Annotated in this window: 22 protein-coding genes and 1 tRNA gene; 9 read left to right on the top strand and 14 right to left on the bottom strand. The window is 39.4% G+C overall.

The window, feature by feature from the left end; translation table 11 throughout:
• Window positions 1–80: 80 nt before the first annotated feature.
• The 4 genes from tkt to V1500_RS10695 all read right to left on the bottom strand — a co-directional run bounded on the left by tkt (window position 81) and on the right by V1500_RS10695 (window position 3,566).
• Complete coding sequence (tkt, locus tag V1500_RS10710) at window positions 81–2,087, bottom strand: transketolase (RefSeq protein WP_409305544.1); 2,007 nt, start codon at window positions 2,085–2,087, stop codon at window positions 81–83.
• 195 nt (window positions 2,088–2,282) lie between these two features.
• Entirely contained in the window at window positions 2,283–2,519 is a 237-nt protein-coding gene (locus V1500_RS10705) for a DUF896 domain-containing protein (protein ID WP_409305543.1), read from the bottom strand.
• A 65-nt stretch (window positions 2,520–2,584) separates the two neighbouring features.
• Window positions 2,585–3,241, bottom strand: coding sequence for a recombinase family protein (locus tag V1500_RS10700; protein WP_409305542.1), 657 nt, complete (start codon window positions 3,239–3,241; stop codon window positions 2,585–2,587).
• Between the two features lie 13 nt (window positions 3,242–3,254).
• Complete coding sequence (locus tag V1500_RS10695; RefSeq protein WP_409305541.1) at window positions 3,255–3,566, bottom strand: LysM peptidoglycan-binding domain-containing protein; 312 nt, start codon at window positions 3,564–3,566, stop codon at window positions 3,255–3,257.
• Window positions 3,567–3,728: 162 nt separating this feature from the next.
• Between V1500_RS10695 and lexA the strand changes: the two genes are divergently transcribed.
• Both lexA and V1500_RS10685 read left to right on the top strand, forming a co-directional pair.
• A complete protein-coding gene (gene lexA / locus V1500_RS10690; protein ID WP_409305540.1) occupies window positions 3,729–4,352 on the top strand; it encodes a transcriptional repressor LexA in 624 nt (207 codons plus the stop codon).
• Window positions 4,353–5,131: 779 nt separating this feature from the next.
• A tRNA-Arg gene (locus tag V1500_RS10685) sits at window positions 5,132–5,205 on the top strand.
• 257 nt (window positions 5,206–5,462) lie between these two features.
• Here the strand turns inward: V1500_RS10685 and V1500_RS10680 are convergent.
• The 8 genes from V1500_RS10680 to V1500_RS10645 form a co-directional block, all read right to left on the bottom strand.
• Window positions 5,463–5,606 carry a hypothetical protein gene (locus tag V1500_RS10680; RefSeq protein WP_409305539.1) on the bottom strand — a complete coding sequence of 48 codons (144 nt, stop codon included), beginning with the start codon at window positions 5,604–5,606 and terminating at the stop codon, window positions 5,463–5,465.
• Window positions 5,607–6,199: 593 nt separating this feature from the next.
• Window positions 6,200–6,604 (bottom strand): MaoC/PaaZ C-terminal domain-containing protein, encoded by a 405-nt coding sequence (locus V1500_RS10675; protein WP_409305538.1) that lies wholly within the window; start codon window positions 6,602–6,604, stop codon window positions 6,200–6,202.
• Window positions 6,601–7,053 carry a MaoC family dehydratase N-terminal domain-containing protein gene (locus V1500_RS10670; protein ID WP_409305537.1) on the bottom strand — a complete coding sequence of 151 codons (453 nt, stop codon included), beginning with the start codon at window positions 7,051–7,053 and terminating at the stop codon, window positions 6,601–6,603. The genes V1500_RS10675 and V1500_RS10670 overlap by 4 nt, the downstream gene beginning before the upstream one ends.
• 20 nt (window positions 7,054–7,073) lie before the next feature.
• Complete coding sequence (gene fabG, locus V1500_RS10665) at window positions 7,074–7,838, bottom strand: 3-oxoacyl-ACP reductase FabG (protein ID WP_409305536.1); 765 nt, start codon at window positions 7,836–7,838, stop codon at window positions 7,074–7,076.
• A gap of 42 nt (window positions 7,839–7,880) precedes the next feature.
• Window positions 7,881–9,059 (bottom strand): acyl-CoA dehydrogenase family protein, encoded by a 1,179-nt coding sequence (locus tag V1500_RS10660; RefSeq protein ID WP_409305535.1) that lies wholly within the window; start codon window positions 9,057–9,059, stop codon window positions 7,881–7,883.
• Between the two features lie 125 nt (window positions 9,060–9,184).
• Complete coding sequence (locus V1500_RS10655) at window positions 9,185–10,708, bottom strand: class I adenylate-forming enzyme family protein (protein ID WP_409305534.1); 1,524 nt, start codon at window positions 10,706–10,708, stop codon at window positions 9,185–9,187.
• Window positions 10,709–10,865: 157 nt separating this feature from the next.
• Window positions 10,866–11,726 carry an MBL fold metallo-hydrolase gene (locus V1500_RS10650; RefSeq protein ID WP_409305533.1) on the bottom strand — a complete coding sequence of 287 codons (861 nt, stop codon included), beginning with the start codon at window positions 11,724–11,726 and terminating at the stop codon, window positions 10,866–10,868.
• 511 nt (window positions 11,727–12,237) lie between these two features.
• Window positions 12,238–12,450 (bottom strand): hypothetical protein, encoded by a 213-nt coding sequence (locus tag V1500_RS10645; protein WP_409305532.1) that lies wholly within the window; start codon window positions 12,448–12,450, stop codon window positions 12,238–12,240.
• Between the two features lie 180 nt (window positions 12,451–12,630).
• Between V1500_RS10645 and V1500_RS10640 the strand changes: the two genes are divergently transcribed.
• The gene (locus V1500_RS10640) at window positions 12,631–13,020 is read left to right on the top strand and encodes a DUF2512 family protein (RefSeq protein ID WP_409305531.1); all 390 of its coding nucleotides are present in this window, start codon (window positions 12,631–12,633) and stop codon (window positions 13,018–13,020) included.
• Window positions 13,021–13,191: 171 nt separating this feature from the next.
• On the top strand, window positions 13,192–13,542 hold the full coding sequence (locus V1500_RS10635) for a hypothetical protein (protein WP_409305530.1): 351 nt from the start codon (window positions 13,192–13,194) through the stop codon (window positions 13,540–13,542).
• A gap of 54 nt (window positions 13,543–13,596) precedes the next feature.
• Here the strand turns inward: V1500_RS10635 and V1500_RS10630 are convergent, their stop codons facing one another.
• Window positions 13,597–14,313, bottom strand: a complete 717-nt coding sequence (locus V1500_RS10630) for a hypothetical protein (protein ID WP_409305529.1) — start codon at window positions 14,311–14,313, stop codon at window positions 13,597–13,599.
• Window positions 14,314–14,601: 288 nt separating this feature from the next.
• Between V1500_RS10630 and V1500_RS10625 the strand changes: the two genes are divergently transcribed.
• On the top strand, window positions 14,602–15,417 hold the full coding sequence (locus V1500_RS10625; RefSeq protein WP_409305528.1) for an exonuclease domain-containing protein: 816 nt from the start codon (window positions 14,602–14,604) through the stop codon (window positions 15,415–15,417).
• Window positions 15,418–15,527: 110 nt separating this feature from the next.
• On the opposite strand, the gene V1500_RS10620 is transcribed toward V1500_RS10625, so the two are convergent.
• A complete protein-coding gene (locus V1500_RS10620; RefSeq protein WP_409305527.1) occupies window positions 15,528–17,141 on the bottom strand; it encodes a triple tyrosine motif-containing protein in 1,614 nt (537 codons plus the stop codon).
• A 271-nt stretch (window positions 17,142–17,412) separates the two neighbouring features.
• On the opposite strand from V1500_RS10620, the gene V1500_RS10615 reads away from it, so the two are divergent.
• The 4 genes from V1500_RS10615 to V1500_RS10600 all read left to right on the top strand — a co-directional run bounded on the left by V1500_RS10615 (window position 17,413) and on the right by V1500_RS10600 (window position 19,767).
• Window positions 17,413–17,556, top strand: coding sequence for a YjcZ family sporulation protein (locus tag V1500_RS10615; RefSeq protein ID WP_409305526.1), 144 nt, complete (start codon window positions 17,413–17,415; stop codon window positions 17,554–17,556).
• Between the two features lie 668 nt (window positions 17,557–18,224).
• Window positions 18,225–18,605 (top strand): hypothetical protein, encoded by a 381-nt coding sequence (locus V1500_RS10610; RefSeq protein WP_409305525.1) that lies wholly within the window; start codon window positions 18,225–18,227, stop codon window positions 18,603–18,605.
• 62 nt (window positions 18,606–18,667) lie between these two features.
• Entirely contained in the window at window positions 18,668–19,051 is a 384-nt protein-coding gene (locus V1500_RS10605) for a hypothetical protein (protein WP_409305524.1), read from the top strand.
• A gap of 188 nt (window positions 19,052–19,239) precedes the next feature.
• On the top strand, window positions 19,240–19,767 hold the full coding sequence (locus V1500_RS10600; protein WP_409305523.1) for a YndM family protein: 528 nt from the start codon (window positions 19,240–19,242) through the stop codon (window positions 19,765–19,767).
• Window positions 19,768–19,899 lie beyond the last annotated feature (132 nt).

Genomic DNA, 19,899 nt, shown 5'->3' with positions numbered 1-19,899 from the left:
TAGGGTACTTTACGGAAAATGTAAATTTTGAAATATAAAAAGGGAGACTGTCTACACAGTCTCCCCCGTATGTTCAATCTTTATTTTTGGAGCAGTGCCTTAACACGTGACACTACATTCTCAACAGTAAAGCCATACTCCTGAATTACTCTGTTTCCAGGCGCAGAGGCACCGAAACGGTCAATTGACAATACATCTCCCTCGTCTCCAGTGTAACGATGCCATCCAAATGAAGTTCCCATCTCGATAGCCACACGTTTCTTGACCGAAGGGTTTATTACGCTTTGCTTGTATTCCGTGGATTGAGCCTCAAAACGATCCCAAGATGGCATACTGACCACAGCAACGTCAATACCTTCTTGGGAAAGTGCCTGTTGAGCAGATACTGCCAAGTTAACTTCTGAACCGGCTGCAAGAAGTAATGCATCTGCCTGATCTTTATTGGAAGGAGATACGACATAGGCACCACGTGCAACACCTTCAGATGCTAACGAAGCTGTATTCTTTAATGTAGGCAAATTCTGACGTGTCAAAACAAGTGCCGTTGGTTTATCAGTTGATTCAATGGCAACTTTCCACGCTGCTGCAACCTCGTTTCCATCAGCAGGACGAATCAAACCTAAATTAGGCATGGAACGTAAAGCCGCAAGTTGTTCTACAGGTTCATGCGTAGGTCCGTCTTCTCCTACTGCAATACTGTCATGAGTAAATACATAGGTTACTGGGAGACCCATTAATGCCGCAAGCCGGATTGCAGGACGAAGGTAATCAGAGAATACAAAGAATGTTCCTCCAAAAATCTTTATACCTCCATGCAGGGCAATTCCGTTCATAGCAGCGCCCATTGCAAACTCACGGACTCCAAACCAAATATTCTTACCGTCATACTCTCCAGGGTTATAATCTTGTTGACCCTTAATCATCGTATTATTAGAGCCCGCCAAGTCAGCTGAACCTCCAATAAAGTTAGGAAGGTTTTTAGCGATACCGTTAAGGACCTCTCCGCTTGAGGCACGGGATGCAAGGCTCTTGCCTTCTTCATAAACTGGAATATCCTTATCCCATCCTTCAGGTAATTCGTCATTTATAGCAGTTTGTAATTGTTTTCCCAGTTCGGGATATTCCTGAAGGTACTTCTGGAATAATTCATTCCATTCCCCTTCTTTTTCGGCTCCCCGCTGGACACAAGACTCTTCAAAGTAAGAATAAACTTCTTCCGGTACGTAAAAATCCTCTTCAAATGTCCATTTATAATATTCTTTTGTAAGTTTCAATTCATCCTCGCCAAGTGGCGCACCATGAACCGCTGATTTACCTGACCGATTAGGTGACCCGTACCCGATGATTGTTTTAACTTCAATTAGTGTTGGGCGAGTTTCATCCGCTTTCGCTTCTTCCAGAGCTTTTGCAATAGCTCCTGTATCATTCCCGTCTTCGACTCGGATATATTGCCATCCATATGCTTTAAAACGGTTCTCGACACTCTCTGAGAAAGATTTATCCAAATCCCCATCTAGGGAAATATCATTAGAATCGTATAATACCACAAGACGTCCAAGTTTAAGATGTCCAGCTAATGAAGCAGCTTCAGCAGATACGCCCTCCATTAAATCTCCGTCACCGCAAATACTGTATGTAAAATGATCAACTACATTGTATTCATTGCGATTATAGGTTGCTGCCAAATGGCGTTCAGCCATTGCCATACCTACCGCCATTGCAATCCCTTGTCCCAGCGGGCCCGTTGTAGCATCTACACCAGGAGTATGTCCATACTCTGGGTGACCAGGGGTTTTGCTGTCCCATTGCCGAAAATTCTTGATTTCATCCATTGGCAAATCATAGCCGGACAAATGAAGTAAACTATATAAAAGCATAGATCCATGCCCGGCAGATAGCACGAATCTGTCTCTATTAAACCAAGTAGGGTTTTTTGGGTTATGGTTCATAAACTGTGTCCATAAAGTATAACCCATTGGTGCTGCTCCCATAGGCATTCCCGGGTGGCCCGATTTGGCCTTTTCGATTGCATCAATAGACAACGTTCGAATTGTACTGATGGCAAGCTCATCAATTTTTTGAGTCATTCTAAACATCCCTTCCTGTGATAATTCACTATTATATATTAAAGGTACGTACATATAAAGACAACAATAATAGCTTACTTTCATTGTACAATTTCATCATTTCTTATTTACATGGAATCACACTGTACATACAAGCTGTATTTATAATTCTCCAAAAAAAGAGAATGCATACAATGCATTCTCTGGTTGAATATCTCAGTGTAGACGTTTCTTATTGTTTTTTATATCTTTTATTTTTTGAGGTGTTACGTCGTTGCCCTCCGGATCTATTACAGTAACGCTCTCAAGAGTATTAGACATCGACTTTCTAAATGCTTGTAAATACTCACTTCGAAGTTTACTTTGTTCTTTAGCTTCTTCCGCAGTTAATCCAGTTTCTTTAGATATTTTTGACAGCTGGTTTATACGGGCGATTTTCTCTTTCGATAACATTCTATCGCTCCTTCATGTATTCTCATACTGCCAATAGTATTAAAAAAGTTGTTAAAAAACAAGTTCTATGATTTTTCTTGACCTGAATTGTTTGTATGCTCCAAAAATCTCCGATGTACGGTTGCCTTTGATACCTGGTATCCAAACCCTCTTAAGGTAGCGGAGATTTCCTGAAAGGTAAGTCCATTCCTTCTGAGCCTCACTATTTCTTCCACAGGGATATCCTTCCTGTCCCTTCCTCCAACATTACCCCGATTATGCAAATTCTTTTCCGGGCGGAAGCCTTCCTGTACCGCTTTTAGCATGCCTCTTTTTATTTTAAGGTTGTGGAGACGCCTTTGGTATTCCTCGACGATTCCTACTATTTTTATGACCATCGTATCGGAATCAGATAGCTCTATTTCTCCATCATGAGCCATCGTGTATATTTTGGCGCCTTCTTTAAGGATGACATGGAAGAGTGCAATCTTTGCGTTACCCCGTCCCAATCTCGTCTCGTCTTGTATCAGGACGCAGTTTGCCTTCTTCTCTTTTAGAAGATCAAGCATCTCAAAAATACCATCGCGGTTTAGCTCATATCCGCTGGCCTGCTCCTTGATAAGCTGTACTATTTCAAAACCCAATCTGTCTGCCAGGCCCCTTAATTCTTCTGCTTGCCTGGAAAGTGAGGTTTCCTGGGCCTCCTTATCAGTACTGACCCGGCAATATATAATAGCCTTCATTGTCGTCAATCCTTTACTGTTCACTTGCAAGATTGGTGACATCCTGATTCTTTTTTACCGGAATAACGATTTCTGTGCCTGGCTGCAGGTCTTCAGGATCCAGATCATTATGCCTCGCTACCCAATCAATGAATCCTTTCTTTGATGCATCTTGCTGCTGGTATTGTTCTGCTAAATTCCAAAGTGTATCACCTGATGTAACTTTAACGGTTATGTATTGATCACTTTCTTTTTTATTTGTGTCTAACGAAAAAAGCAAAGTCAATAAAAAGACGACGGATAATAACATTATAGTATACGTATTTTTTTTATAGAAATTTTTCATTTCTCGCATCCCCTTTTACCCCAGAATGTTTGTTCGATTCATATACACAGTATAATCCGAACGTTTGTTTCGTGTCAACACAATATTCGAACTTATGTTTGTATATTATATGCTTGGATGATATAATGAAAAAAAAGGAATTTAAAAGAGGTGCTTGAAAACATGACGAAACTGTCAAAGCGTCAGCAGGATATATTGGGATATATAAAAGAGGAAGTACGCAAAAAAGGCTATCCCCCATCTGTCAGGGAAATAGGAGAAGCAGTTGGCCTGGCATCTAGTTCCACTGTACATGGGCATCTTTCACGACTGGAAACTATGGGATTAATCAGGCGAGATGCCACAAAGCCGAGAGCAATAGAAGTATTGGATATGAACGACACCCCTCCTATCCCGCAAAATAATGTTATCAACGTACCATTGTTAGGTAAGGTAACAGCCGGATTGCCAATTACCGCTATCGAGAACGTTGAAGAATACTTTCCGCTGCCTGAAAACATGGCTGCTCACGATGAACAGGTATTTATGCTTGAAATTATGGGAGAAAGTATGATTGAGGCTGGTATATTGGACGGAGACTATGTAATTGTGAAACAGCAAAGCACCGCAAATAACGGGGATATTGTCGTTGCTATGACGGAAGATGATGAAGCAACTGTTAAACGTTTCTTCAAGGACAAGGATTATATTCGGCTGCAGCCAGAAAATTCAACAATGGATCCCATTATATTGCGAAATGTAACGATTCTAGGTAAAGTTATAGGATTATATAGACAAATTCATTAAAAGCGCAAACAAGCGCTTTTTTTGTTTGATCTTGTTTTACAGAAGATAATAGATTCATATAATCCACTAGAAAAGCTGTAAAGGTCGGCATCAATCTGATAAAAATCGCTGTTATCTACTCGTGATTGGAAATGCATTGGGCATGTATATGTCAAACTTCCATAAATTTCAGTATGCTGCCGCCTATGCACACATTAACTTATTGGGTTGGGCTTCACTTTGCCCTTATTGGGTTTATTTCTTATTCCTTCTTGCCGCTGCTGATCATGTTCTCGTCAAAATGAATTTCTGGCTATACAATATCTGTTTGCCTATAATGATGCTCGTACTTATATTATTGAAATCAGGAAATACTTTTTGAACCGGTCATAGCTGAAGGACATTTAACAAATCTTGGGATACTATATTTTACAATCCACGTTTTAAAGAATATGAAGGAGAATAAATGCTGCTGGAATAAGAATCTTAGATGAAGAATTCGAAATGTAATGGGTTAAGTGCCAACAACAGACTGTATGCAATTACGTAACTGGCATAAAGAGTTGTTTTTACTATGTTACGCAGCTGCCTATTTACTCGGATATCGATTTCTATGGGACATCTGCGTTCTCCTTCCCTTCAAGGATCCGCCATTTATTTTTCTCCCATGCCTGTTATCTTCTATAAAAAGGATTAAATATTATTCGAAAAAAATTATTAAAAGGGTTGACTTGGACAAATTAAAATTATACAATTACTATTGTCTTCAGTTTGATGATTTATTTTATCGAGTCATACATGTCCCAGTAGCTCAGCAGGATAGAGCAACAGTTTCCTAAACTGTAGGTCGGAGGTTCGAATCCTTTCTGGGACGTTATAACAAAGAGCACAGCCTGCCACATTTAATGTGGCAGGCTGTGCTCTTTTACATAGAATTAAAATGCATATAACAGCAAGTTGGCACTTGCAAAGGTGCTAGCCATTCGTCAACCCATATAAACAAAATGCTTATTATTTACTAATTCATTTTACAGACAAAGAAGTGTTCTTCTGATTACACATCGATCCTATAAAATATGCAGCTGATGTTCACATGCATGTGAGCGGTGCAATCGGAAGTCCTGCCTATTGTTAAATCCGTTCTGAAGCACTGCCTTTCCATTCTTCACCACGGTTAGTTTCTGATGTCGGCATGTTTTCGACTCCTGGAACCGCTGATTTTCTTTGATTTTTCTCGGTTTGTCTCTCATGCGGCTTTTCCTGTTGTTTTGACATAATAACCTCCTTGTCGTTAACTGTTATCATATTATCTGCTGACATTTCATTTTTAATCTAAGGTATTGTTATTTAAGGAAATTACAAAAGGTGGAACTATTTTCAATCTTAACTGTTCATTGGCAGCAGCAGAATTCAACTTATACGTAATTTGTTCCCATACTTCTCTTTCTCCTGCACTCACCTTTATAATTTTAAGTCTGAACTTATATTCCGATTCTTTTATACTCTAATCATCCTGTTAGAAATGATGGCTCCTTCGATTTAAATAGATATCAATTTCATGGGTGATCTGCGCTTAGTCATACCTAACTTACAATCGAATCCAAAAAAAAGACCGGTGCCTTTTCCAGGGGCAACCGGTCACCAAATGAGTAAAAAGAAAGCAACCAAAGCAATAAGATTGCTTTCTATGAAAAAGCTTAACTTATTTTGTCGATTTTTGTCGATGGGTAATATTAATCAAAACTTCTTACTTTTGTTATGGTACATCCGTATGAGTGTACAAAAAATCAATATAGCTAGTTTTTGCATCTTACAATTCCAGCATAAATTTTGAATACCCTGTACATATGTACAGGGTGTCAACGGTCTTAATTTGAATATGAAGTGAAAATTACCTCACCCTTGATGACTTCCTTACCGTCTTGGTTACAAGCGGCTGCTGTAAAATGTAATTTGTCATTATCCTTATTTCTTAACACGGCCTTTATTGTAATGACATCATTTAAAAATACCATTCCTTTAAATCTGATCCGATATTCCTGGATATACCCTTCTTCATAAAAGGGTGTAAAAAGCTTGGCTAGATTTCCCATTGTCCACATACCATGGGCAATGATACCTGGCAATCCAGCCCTCCTTGCTTCCTCGTCTATCGTGTGAATCGGATTATAATCTCCTGAAGCTCCAGCATATTTGATTAAATCAATCCTTGAAACAGGGGCTAGTTCAATTTCATCAAGAGCATCCCCAATTTGTATTTCGGCAAGTGTCATATGCCAATCAGCACCTTTCTCACAGCTTCTGTAATAATAACTGTTGATTTGGTGGAAAAAATCACTTTTCCTGAAAGGTCTTCACCAAAGCTCTCTAAAATAAGGAATCCCATATCACCTTGTGTACCGCTCTTTTCAAAGTAATCTGTTACTTGTGTATAACAGTAAATTTCTTCACCTACCAAAAGCGGCCTTTCAAAGTGATACGTTTGTTCACCATGAATTAGTCCCTTGTTTGGAAGCGATAAACCTTCTATAGTCCCGTAATCGAAAACTCTTGAAAAGGTTGTAGGAGCAATATTTTGCTTGTATCTAGAGTTCCTGCCTGTCTCTTCATCAAAATAGATAGGATGGAGATCTCCAATGGATTCCGCAAATTTTTTTACCGCTCCTCTTTCCACTGTATTCTTAACTTTTTTGGATTTTTTTCCAATGTGTTCTCTGAACAAATGAAACACCCCGCTTACTTTTAGTTTTTTGGGCCTCCTGCTACGTATATAACCTGTCCATTGACAAATGAAGACTTTTCATCGGCAAAGAATGCTACTGCATTGGCAATATCCTCTGGTTTCCCGCTTCGTCCTACCGGGATTTGACTAACGCTCGCATGAATGAGATCGTCAAAGGATATTCCAATCCGACTTGCCGTTTCCTTTGTCATTTCTGTTTCAATAAATCCCGGTGCAACTGAATTTGCAGTGATTCCATATTTTCCAAGTTCTATTGCAAGTGTCTTTGTAAACCCTTGAAGTCCCGCCTTTGCTGTTGCATAATTGGCCTGTCCTCTGTTGCCTAAAGCCGAAGTGGAGGAAATGCTGATAATTCTGCCATAGTTGTTTTCTACCATATATTTTTGTACAGCTCTCGCTGCATTGAATGAGCCCTTTAGATGAACATCCATTACTGTCTGCCAATCGTTGTCAGTCATTTTAAACAAGAGATTGTCACGTATTACTCCTGCATTATTTACAAGGATGTCCACTGACCCAAAAGTTTCATAAACTTCCTTAACTGCAGTTTCAACCTGCTCTGTATCTGAAACATTCGCAACCTTGGAATATATTTCATATCCTATGTCTCTCAATTCATTGGTTGTCCCGCTCAATGCTTCTTCATTTAAGTCTATAAACGCTACTTTTGCTCCTTCTTCTGCAAACATTTGGACGATTGCTTTTCCAATTCCTCTGCTACCCCCTGTTACAAATGCCACCTTGCCTTCAAATCTTCCAGCCATTGTTTGATCCTCCTAAGTTCGTTGAGATTAATTTGTTATGATTTATATAAATTGACCGACCTTGACATGGCCTTTCAACAGGTCGCGTGCGATAATCATACGCTGTATTTCATCCGTTCCATCATAGATTCTCCACAGCCTTGCTTCCCGGTACCAGCGTTCGATTGGAAGCTCACGGGTATAGCCCATACCCCCATGGATCTGGAGGACCCGGTCCACCACTCGATTGCCCATATTGGAGCCGTATAATTTAGCTATGGATGCCAGATGCCTATTGTCCTCTCCCTGATCTAACGTAAATGCTGCGTTAAGTACAAGCCATCTCGCTGCCTCAATTTCTACTGCTGAATCCGCTATTTGCCACTGAATCGCCTGGCGTTCTGCAATCGGCTTTCCGAAGGTGACCCTCTCCTTGGAATAATCAATAGCCATTTGCAGCAGTCTTTCCGCTGCACCAACCGCCCTTGCCCCTACAATCCATCTTGCAAAACCAATCCACTCAAGACCTAGCTTATACCCGCCATTTACTTCCCCAAGGATATTTTCTTCTGGAACACGCACATTATCAAAGACTAGCCCCGCAGGTCCCCATTCACCCATTGTGTGTATATATTCTGATTTCCAGCCCATATCACGGTCAACAATGAAGCATGTCACGCCATCCCTTCCGCCTGTTGCCTGGTGTTTTTCTTTATCGGTAATGGCAACAACCATGACAAAGTCAGCTTCATTCCCCCCGGTAATGAAGGTTTTTTCACCATTCAACACCCATTCATTACCGTCTTTCACAGCCGTCATTTTAATATTCCTTGTGTCTGACCCAGCACCTGGCTCAGTCATCGCAAAACATGATTTCTTCTCTCCTTGAATAGTTGGAATTAAGTATTTCTCCCTTTGTGCCTCGTTCGCATAGTAAAGAATGTTATCTGCTGACCCACCAAATGCAAACGGAACAAAGGTTTTTGAAACCTCCATCCACACGATCGCCATCATCATCTGGCCTAAATTGGCACCACCATATTCTTCGGGTGTGTTGATGCCCCAGAAGCCTGCTTCCTTTGCCTTTAGCTGAAGTTCTTTCAGCTTTCCTGCGGGAAGGCTGGGCCTTCCTTCCCTTTCATTTCTGAGTACTTCGTTTTCAAGCGGCATTAACTCTTTTTCTACAAATCTTCTAATTGTTTTTTGTACCATTTTCTGTTCTTCTGTCAGTCGTAAATACATGATTTTCACTCCATTGTTTTATTTTTGGAATATCAGTACCAACCAGTCAGTATGTAATTGCAGATATAATAGGGTTCCGATAACCGAAACCCTATTGGTCATCACTCCGCGCTTACAACCTGTTTTCAGGACAAAGTAATAGTATCAGCAGCTTGCTGGCGAAGTCGGGTTTTCAGTATTTTCCCTACCCCGTTTCGCGGCAATGTTTCAAGAAATATAACCTTACGGGGCGTTTTGTTTTTCGCCAGAAATTGCTGGCAATATTGAATCAGTTCCTCTTCTTCTAAATCGGCACCAGGTTTTGCCACGACACAGGCCACCATTTCTTCACCCATTCTTTCATCGGGAATACCGACAACAGCAGCTTCGACCACCTTATCATGACGGTTAAGGATTTCTTCCACATCACGAGGATAAATGTTAAAACCTCCACGAATAATTAAATCCTTCTTACGGTCTACAATATATAAATAGCCATCTGTATCCATCATTGCCAGGTCTCCGGTATACAGCCATCCATTCTTCAATACCTTGTTTGTTTCCACCTCATTCTGATAATATCCAGGAGTGACATTCTCACCGGACACGATCAGTTCTCCTATATCACCAGCAGGGACATCCTCCCCACAATCATCCACTATTTTTATTTTTACGCCAGGAATAGGTATTCCTACAGAGCCAGGTTTAACAGGAATATTTCTCGGATGGGATGTAACAATAGGAGCTGCTTCCGAAAGGCCATAGCCTTCAAGGACTTCCACGTTGAATTTACTTTGGAAAGCATGTAATAAAGCTATCGGGAGAGGTGCTGATCCTGAACCTACCCATTCAAGGCTGGAAGTATCATACTTATCCGATTCCGGAAAAGCTTGTAATGCATGTATCATTGCAGGCACAGCGGAAAAACTCTTCACTTTATACTTTTCTATAGCCTCTAGTACTTCCCTGGAATCGAATTTAGAAAATATGATGATGGAACTTCCGGTTAGAAGACAGATATTGGAAACTGTTAACCCGAAAACATGCGCCAGAGGGAGGACTCCTATGGTAGTGCCCCTTTCGGTTCCATGATGTTTCACTGAATTAAGCGCATTTGAATATAAGTTCCTATGAGTCAGCAATACCCCTTTGGGACGGCCGGTTGTACCCGATGTATATAAAATAACGGCTGTGTCATCGGGATCACTAGATGTTTCACTCGGCTGATCTTCATTATTTTTCAGTATTCCATAAAAGTTGTAAGCCCTTTCATCGACTTGTTCACCAACAATAATGACCTTTGGTTTATGCGTTAGTTCGTCTAGTGCCTTTTCAATGTTTGGAGCAATCTGCGTAGAAGTGATTACGGCTTTTGCCCCGGAATCCTGAATGATATATTGAATCTCTTTTGTATGGAGTGTGAACATAACTGGAACAATGATTGCGCCAGACCTGGTAATTCCCTGATAACTAAAAATGACCTCAGGACAGTTTGGCATACAAACTATAACCCGATCTCCTTTTTCGATACCAAGACGTTGCAGACCACTGGCCAATTGGTCAGAATACTTCAATGTTTCCAGGTTCGTGAATGCTCTTTCATTATGATATAAAAACGGATATTCCTTAAATTTGTTTATATTTGTTTGCAATAAATCTTTTAACTTCACTAACATTCCTCTCCTTATCCCTTTATTTTTAAAAAAGAATTCTGACAGTAAACAAGTTAGATTTGCCAGTTGTAAGGAGCATTGCAGGAAATTATGAATGGATATTCATTCATTTAACAAGCTAAAGGGCTGTTTGCCTCCTTTCTAAGTTCATATTTTACTTGATTAGCTTGTAATAACATATTGGTCCCTGGTACGAAGCTGCCACTTGATAGCGGGATTCCATTAAATCCAGATGGCCCTGTATTTGAGACAAGCCAAGAAACACCGTATTTCCCTGTAAACGTGGATATATCAACTTACACAGTTCATAAACTGTTTTTTCTCCAGTTTCCAGAGCATTTTGAATTTGCACACAACGATTCTCCTGCTCCAAAAATCTCTTCTCGATCAGTCCTGCATGATTGGTAAATGGCTCTCCATGTCCTGGGTAAATGGTGCCAAACGGCAGTGTTTTTACCCTATCAAGAGATGCTCTATACTGCAGAAGAGATTTAGGGCGTTCTTCCTCCCTGTATGGGGGCGGTTCAATGAACGCATTGACAGAGAAATCGGCTATCAAATGATCACCTGCAATTGTATCGCCGGTTTCTGGATTCCATAACAAAATATCCGTTTGGCTATGCCCAGGGACATAAAGAACCTCAAAATTTATTCCTGCTATAGGAATAACATCGCCATCTTTCACATAAATGACATCATGCCATATTTCCTCTTTGTATTTCCTGGCAGGCTGATGGCCCTCCGGCCTTACACCGCATTGCTGCATAAATGAATAAAAGAATTCATTTGTTCTATTAAATTCAGTTTTACCGCCCGTAATAGCATATTTTGCTTTTTCATGGACATATACAGGTAGGGCCGCTTCTTTTTGTATTTCTGAGACACCTCCTGAATGGTCAGTATGCATATGGGATAAAATAATAGAGTCAAAGTCTTGAAGGTGAAGCCCATTATCGGACAGTTTTGATTTTAGTTCATTAAAGGATGACATTCCAGGATTGCCCGTGTCAATCAATGTAGCTGTTTTGCCAACTACAGCAAATATATTGACGAATCCTTCTGCAAATGGAGTTTCAACCTTTAGTGGTATAATATTGACTATAGGCGCTCACCTCTCCTAGTGGGAGTAAAAACGTAAATATATGTAAAGTTCTACTTAAATAAAAAAAACCCTTCCAAAAATTATAAAATACTAAAAAAAGTTGTATATAAAGCACGTACCCGCTTTTACAAGCCGCATACATACCATTATATATAACTTTCGGGGGAGATTATATGATCAAGAAATTCTTTATTTGGACATTAACAACAGCAATCATATTGGGTATTTTAATGACTATTATGGAAAGACTGTAGCACTGTTTCATCAGATGATATACTTGGGAGCTTAATTTAACTATTAAAGAAGTTTAAAACGTCAGTAGAATCCTTTTTTTCTTTCCAGGATTTAAACGCCCGAGGTACTTCATAATCTAATGGATACTTTTAGTCTTCCTGCCCTTTGTTTGATACTGCAAAAAGACACCCTATTTATGGGTGTCTGGCCGGTGTCCCAGCTTTCTGGTTGTTTCATTATCTACTGTTGGGAATTCTGTACCCAATTGCCCAGAAGATCCCGCCTGGTTTTTCGCTGCTTCGGCCTGATTATCACATGTGGCAATTGCGTCCATTTCTGGCGCAAAATCACTATTCTTCATTGAATTTATTTCGCACGCTGAATTTAAGTTATTTTCTTTCAATACCTTCACCTCCATTAATAATGTAACCAATACCCACGTACATATCTCAGTAAAAAAAGAAATACAAGAGTTTTTCAATCCTCCGCATAACGTTAGTAATTAAAACTAAATGAAAAAAATGATTATAAGGATTGTCCCTGGGTAAAAAATCAATAATTACTATTTTAAGGAGGAGCCTCTATGAACCATATCAAAGCCATTGTGATTAAGTTTGTCATGATTGCACTCATTGTCAGTCTCGTTTTTAGTGGAATCTTTGATGCCGAGCTAAGTGAGAGTTTGTTGCTGAGTGCCGTAGTTACCTTGCTGGCTTATGCAATCGGGGATAATATTGTATTCCGGAATTCAGACAGGGATTCTGAATACACAAGAAGAAATCTAATAGCTACAATTGCCGATATCGGCCTTTCATTTTTCACTCTATGGATAACAGGGGAAATCATCTTAGAGAATACAGATAACATTGTAATTGCTTCATTGATTTCTTCGCTTTTGATTGGCGCTGGTGAGTGGTTCTACCATAAATATCTTGATAACCATGTATTCCCGGAAAAATCTCCTCACGCATAAAATGAACCATGGACTCTGAAATGGAGTCCCTTTTACTGTCATTTTCCATTTTTTCATTCGGTCGCTTTCCAATATGTTTATTTGTAACATCAAAACCTGCAGAAGTGTTTATGACGGTCAGTATGGGGAATAGCATTATATATATTATTGTTAACATAGGAGGTTATTTGCATGTCTGGATTGCTGAATAATATGGCGAGTAAAGCCAAAACTACATTAGACCGGGCAACCGTAAATCTGAAGGGGAAATTATTCGATTTGACCGGAACACCCTCCACATCCGTACAGGAACTTGCTGATTTCATTAAAGGGCATCCGGAAACAAAAGTAATTACGCGGAATCTGCTTGGTCTGACTTTTTCTTTTTATTCCCTGGAGACAGAAGACCTTTCATATTACCTAGAACAAAAAGGGCCTCACATTCTGGGTTTAGAAGTTAAATCGAACCAGCAAAGCATTGTTTCTTATCGTTCATATAGAGACACCTATCCACTGAATTCTCCAATCAAATTTTCTGTATGATCCAAGAAAGCCTCTTGCCAGAGGCTTTTATCATGTTTGTACCCTAATGTTTGTTCAGCTCTCTTTTATTAAGAGGCTGCTCTGCCAGGCTTTTTCTTTCTGTGACTTTAAAAGCGAGCTATTTGACCCGGGAACAGGATACATAACATTATCCTCTAAATGACTATGCACATCGGGCCTCCTGAATGGATAAATCAGAGTGGTGGGATCGATATTTCTTTGGAATCGCGCTGTCCTGTAAAATGTATGTCCCAATTCATGAGCACAAAGACTCCTATTGGAAGCTGTACCAGCACTGTTGGTAAGCAGTATAAAGTGGTATGAGTTTCCCCATCTTGACATCTGCAGAGGAAACGCGCATCCAGCAGTTTCCCCGTCGGCAAAACTGGCAAAGCCAGTATATATTATATGGATGATATGGTTCGGACTTCTCCCCTTGTGCGTCAACGTTTTTAAAAGGGAAAGCAGCGCTTGATTCCTGCCAAATGAAGCACCGCAAACTAAATCCTTTTTTGAAAACCCTGGTTTTAATCTGAAACTATTATTCCTTCCCGAGCCATCGATAATCTCTTTTATCACAAAATCTACTTCCCACAATTCCGCTGCCCTTTGTATATCCTCATATGCTCTATCCTTACCGCCGGGTCCAAAAATATTTGCACCATCTAAATAAGTGATGCTTAATTCATAATAAGGCCTCCCCTGGTCATTTTTTCCCTGTTTTTTACGATTAACTTTCTGAAAAGCTGGCCTCTCTTTTCGTTTTCGCAAACTCACCATCCCCGTTCACAGGAGCATTCCGATATAGTGTATGATTACAGGCTTGACAAAGACAGGGCAGGCATCATCAAAGTGTATACACATGAAGCTTTCCTCCCTGGGACTATCGTGGGATATAATCCAAACAAGCCTATAAACCTATTATTTTTTCTATCAAAAAATCTTTTTATTCTAACGAGGTGTTTATTGAAATAAAAAAATTAAATATCCATTTTTTTAGTGAACTTTTATGAGGTTTTTTCTGTTATAATAGGTTTTTATATAGAAAAGGTGATCATAATGAACTATATTGTCGTAGATGTTGAGAGAAACAGTTTTAACTATGAGACGGACAAGCCCAGTGAGATCATCGAAATTGGAGCTGTTAAATTAAATCAAAATGGCAACGTCATCGATATTTTTTCAGCTTTGGTTAAACCTTCCTGCCCACTTTCCGCATTCACCAAAAAACTTACTCATATTACTGAAGATATGGTATCATCAGCTCCTTCTTTTGAAAAAGTCTACCAGGATTTTATCGATTTCATGGGAGAGCAATATGTGTTTGTTTCTTGGGGCAAAGAAGATTACCGTTTCTTCCAGGCAGATTGTACACGCCAAGGACTGCCACTATTCTCACCAAACATGTTTCTCGATATACAGGAAGTCTATATGTATGGGGTATTAAAGACATTCAGCACACCCAGTCTTGCTTCTGCTGTTGAATTTCTCGGAATAGAAGAAAGCGGTGTGTCCCACAGAGCTTTCAGCGACGCTGAGAATACAGCCAAAATTTTCGTAAACTTAACCGGGTTATTTGATGTCCATTCAGTCAAAAAACCATTGAGATACGCGAAAAAATTATACTTTGTAAATGGCGAATTGAATAGTTCTGGAAAGAAAAAATATACAAAGATCATAAAAATGGTCATAAAGAAGACCGGAAACTCCCATGTCACATGGAAGGATTTCAAAACGCATGCGAAGTGGCTGGAATACAAGGAAGATTTCCAGATTGACAACCTTTTGGAAAAATATTATGAAAAATATTTCGATAAATACAAAGGGATTGCCGTTCATAGTACAATGCAGAAACACAAGGTTAAGTCTGTTTAGGGGACTTAACCCTACATAGTATTATTCCAGCGAGGTTTACGGTTGGAGAATTAATCGGCTATAATTGATTTTCAAAAAAAAGAGACAGCAAGTGCTGTCCCTCTCCGTGTTTATTCCGCAATATAATTCTTCTCGATCGAATCAATCACTTTATTTTTTTCCTTAACTGTGACTTTTACCTTATATCGGCCGGCCTCGGTTGGTATCCAAGTCAAAATATCGGCCGCAGAGAAAGCTTGTTTTTGCTTGCTAGTTGAATCTTTATAAACTTCGAACTGATATACCGGATGATCGAGCCCTGTGACTTTTGCTCTCATTTCGACTTCTGTATTCAAACCGAGCATTTCCTCTGCAGGTGCAACCACTTCTAGTTTGTAAAATCTTACGTCGATGTCTTTAAAATCCTCCCATTGTGCTTTAGACAGCTTGTTCTTAACTTTGACCCTTATTTTGTATGCACCAGTATTGGATGTCTTCCAGTTTAGATTTGGATTGGAAGAATATTTCTGTATGACAGTTTCTTTTGTTCCGGTCACCAGGGAATATTGGAAAAGATTATCGGAATCTTTATTTGATTTAGCTACCGCCATGATCCCTTTGTCTACATGTAGGATAGTCCCGGAGGCAGTTACCCCTTTTATTGCTGCCTTCTCATATACTTTATACGAAATTGTTTTTTCATGGTCATATGGCTTCTTTGACCATTTATGCCTCGCCTGTACCTTTATTTTATAGTCGCCTATTTTTTTAGGCGTCCATTTTACCGAGGTAGAGGTACTGTAATTCTTAAGTGTGACCCATTTATTGCCGTCATAGATTAAATATTTAAAATGGTTATCGACATTCTTGTTTGAGCCAGCCTCGATCGTAATGCTCGTGTTTGAAGGCTGAGGGCTCGCTTTATCGGTTGTGATCGATGTTACAATCGCTGGTTTAAACACTTGATAGCTGACTGTTTTTTCATCATCAAAACCTTTTCTTGAATTCCTGCTTTTCACCTGTACCTTAACCTTATAATTGCCGTATTTTGCAGGTTTCCAGTTTACATTATTACTAGTTGAATAGTTCTTTATAGTTGTCCATTTATCTCCGCTGTAGACCGAAAATTTATACAAAGGCAAGTATCCGCTGGAAATTTCAGCCTTTACATTAATCACTGTATTCTCTTCTTGCGGACTGTTTTTGCTGGCTGTAAATGTAGAAATCTTGCTTTCTACCACATAATTATTTGACGCTGCCAGACTTTCAAAACTCTTACTGGAGTAAGTGATGATGACTGGCGTGTAAAGCCGCACCTGGCTGTATAGCCACTCTACTTCATTATCATACATTCTTATGCATCCTGAGCTTGCGTATGTCCCAATTGAAGAAGGGTTATTGTTTCCATGTATTGCATAGGTTGTACCATATGTACCCCTTGCGTTCAATCCCAGCCATCTGTTTCCTAACGGATTTCGGGGGTCGCCACCCGGGATATTGCCATGATAATATGGCCGATTTATGATTTTCCTTACAATCATAAATTTTCCTTCAGGTGTATATGATCTTTGTCTTCCTGTAGCAACCTTGAACGTTTTGACCAATTTCCCTCCGTTCATATAAGCCAGTTTATTTGTCGCCTTGTTGACTATAATCAATTGTGAGGCGTTCTCCGCATGAACAGGAAGAGTGAACGCTAATAAACTAAAAATAAGAAAAAATACTGTAACGGTTTTTTTCATCATATGTATCTCCTTTTTTTAATACATAACCAAGCATACCAAAAAAATATTGGTTATTATGTAAAAATTTGGAGATATCCCCCAAGATTTTTCGACTTAATTCTACTGAACGGTTCTCAAAAGACTTACACGCCTGCAACGATTACATTATTTCTTTACACTTTGGCCTATATTATTTCTGGTGAATTGGACATTCGTCTATTTCCTCTTAACTGTTTCGTACATAACATAGCATTAGTAACAAATACAATAATTAGCGAAAGGAGCATACAGTATGTATGGTTATGGTTATTGTGGCTTAGGTTATCCTGCACCCGCATATGCTGCACCTGTTGGATATGGAAGAGGCTTTGCACTGATTATTGTTTTGTTTATCTTATTAATCATTATTGGTGCAGCTTGTTGGGGCGGCTGGTAAAAGTCCACACATCAAGGACAGTCAATGGCTGTCCTTCCTTATTGTTATGGCACAGGCGTTTGTCTGCTATAAATGTCTCAATCCATACTTTTGAAACAAGTTGACATTGGTTTCGTATTTGTTCAAAACCGATACGATTTCGAGTCATGACCTATAACCAAATATTTGCAAGGATTCCCCTTGAATATTGGCGGTCAGCCTTCGCATTGCTTTAAATCATATAAAAATCGGTTAGAGATATAGTTGAACTTCAATAAGGATTTTTTTATTCATTTTACCTGAATAAATTCTTAAGACTTACTGTAGCAAGCTTTGGCTTGATTCCTCCTGAAAATCCAAGAGTATAGTCCAGTTATTAGCCAGCCTTCTACTGGTGGAAAATAGGTTGTATTAACAATTCATATTTTTTAAGTGATCTTAATTTTTTTTATGATTTATAAAGAAATAACCATGCATGTGCCTCAATCCAAAAGGCATTTGTCTTGATATTTTTAAGCTTTCGTCCTCCCCTGCCTACCGGGTCCTTCCTATATTTAAGAATAATCCGCTCAACATTTATCCCAAACATTGGAGCTGCAAAAATCCACGTTCATACTAGGAAGTTCGTCCATTCCGGATTAGAGTCTTTGAATATATTGTTCTTAGAAAATGAAAAGGAGGAAATATAAATGAGTGATGTTTGGTTTCCAGGAAAAAGGAATAGAGGACGTGGAGGACGCAGCCGCAGCAATTCAGACGCAGATGCCCGCACAAATTCACATGTTGATAATGATATAGATAACGATCTGGATAATGAATTGGATATCCAGAATGATACAGAGGTAGATAGCGATAATGATGTGAAAAACGAGGACCATAACACGAATATTGCTAAAATCTGTAATTCTGGTAACTCTAAGGTAGATTTGGACATCCGTGTAGATTCTGACTCTAACGCTCGGGTTCGTGCTCGTTCCAACTCTGATTCAGACGCTGATCAGGAACAGGATAATGACCAGGATCAAAACCAAAACCAAGACCAGGAGCAAGATACTGACGTTGATGACTAAGACGTTCAGGCGGGGGATCATTTTACCCCCGTCTTAATTGTAAGTTAAGGGAGAGTAGTGATATGGACAATTCTCGACGAGGAGGACTGCGGTTTTTTCCGACTCGAAAAACAGTAGAAAACGTGGAACGCACTATAGTAGGCAATTTTGATTCGGATGCAAACCAAGCAAATGTAGGCCATAGCGGGAATTCCAACGTAGATGTCCATGTAAACATAGAAATCGATACAAAACCTGTTGCCTACGCAATGCTTTGTTCTTTGCTGGCTACCAATGCAATCTCACATGATGAATTTAATTCAGCTCTGAGAAAATGGGAAGAATTGACGGATGAAAATGACAAGATAAAAGAAAAGAAAAAAAGCGATGAAAGACCGGAAATCATCCAGCAAAATACAGTGCCTGGACTCCGCATCTTCGGCCCGCCCAAAAAAAAGAGCCAATAATATGGTTAATATGCCAGCTCATTAAAGCCCCTCTTGTTGAAGGGCTTTTAACAAGCAGTTTTCGTCTATTGCATGGTATTTCTCCTTTTTATGTCTTAAGAAATACTTAATAATTTAAAGACCCGACAAAAGCATAAATCTCAGTAATTAAAGCAAAATATTACAAAAAGGAGTTGGATAACAAGTTAATGAGACATGTATTAGCTATCTTGGTTAAATTCATTTCTTTACTAATCGTTTTGTATGTATTCCTTGGGTTGATTTTTGATTTGAGCTTTGCAGATGTTCTGGGGATTGCCGCAGTCTTGACAGCCGTTGGATATGTTTTGGGAGACCTTTATTTATTGCCCCGGACAAGTAATTTAGCTGCAACTCTAGCTGACTTTGGTTTAGCGTTTATTATAGTCTGGTTTATGAGCAGGGCAGCAGCAGATTCTAATGATTTGTTTACTGCTTCCCTAATATGTGCAGCAGCTGTAGCGATCATTGAATATGTATATCATAGTATCGTTCCAGTTAACAGAAGGACACTTAATAAAACAGATGAAACGGATCAAAATATACAAAGCGCACGCACTTTGCCTCGAGCTCTGGTGAAATTCAACCAGAGGCCAGGCCATGAACGGTTACAGACCGAGGCTTCAGAAGAATTGTTTCCATCGATAAATCCGGCTAGAAGCAAAAAAAGAAAAGGTTCGAAGCTCCACAAAAAATAAAAGTAAATACATATGTATGGCCCTCCTTTTGGGGGCCATACTTTTCGTGTATAATTCTGTATCGGGCTTTATTCAATAAGAAAGACAGCTTCTAATGGTTTCCCTGTTAAGCAACTGTCTCTCCTACGTTAT

The organism is Peribacillus sedimenti (assembly GCF_046237635.1).
GTDB classification, from domain to species: Bacteria; Bacillota; Bacilli; order Bacillales; family DSM-1321; genus Peribacillus; species Peribacillus sedimenti.
The sequence above is the reverse complement of the archived record's forward strand: the minus strand, read 5'-3'. Positions and strand labels throughout refer to the sequence as shown.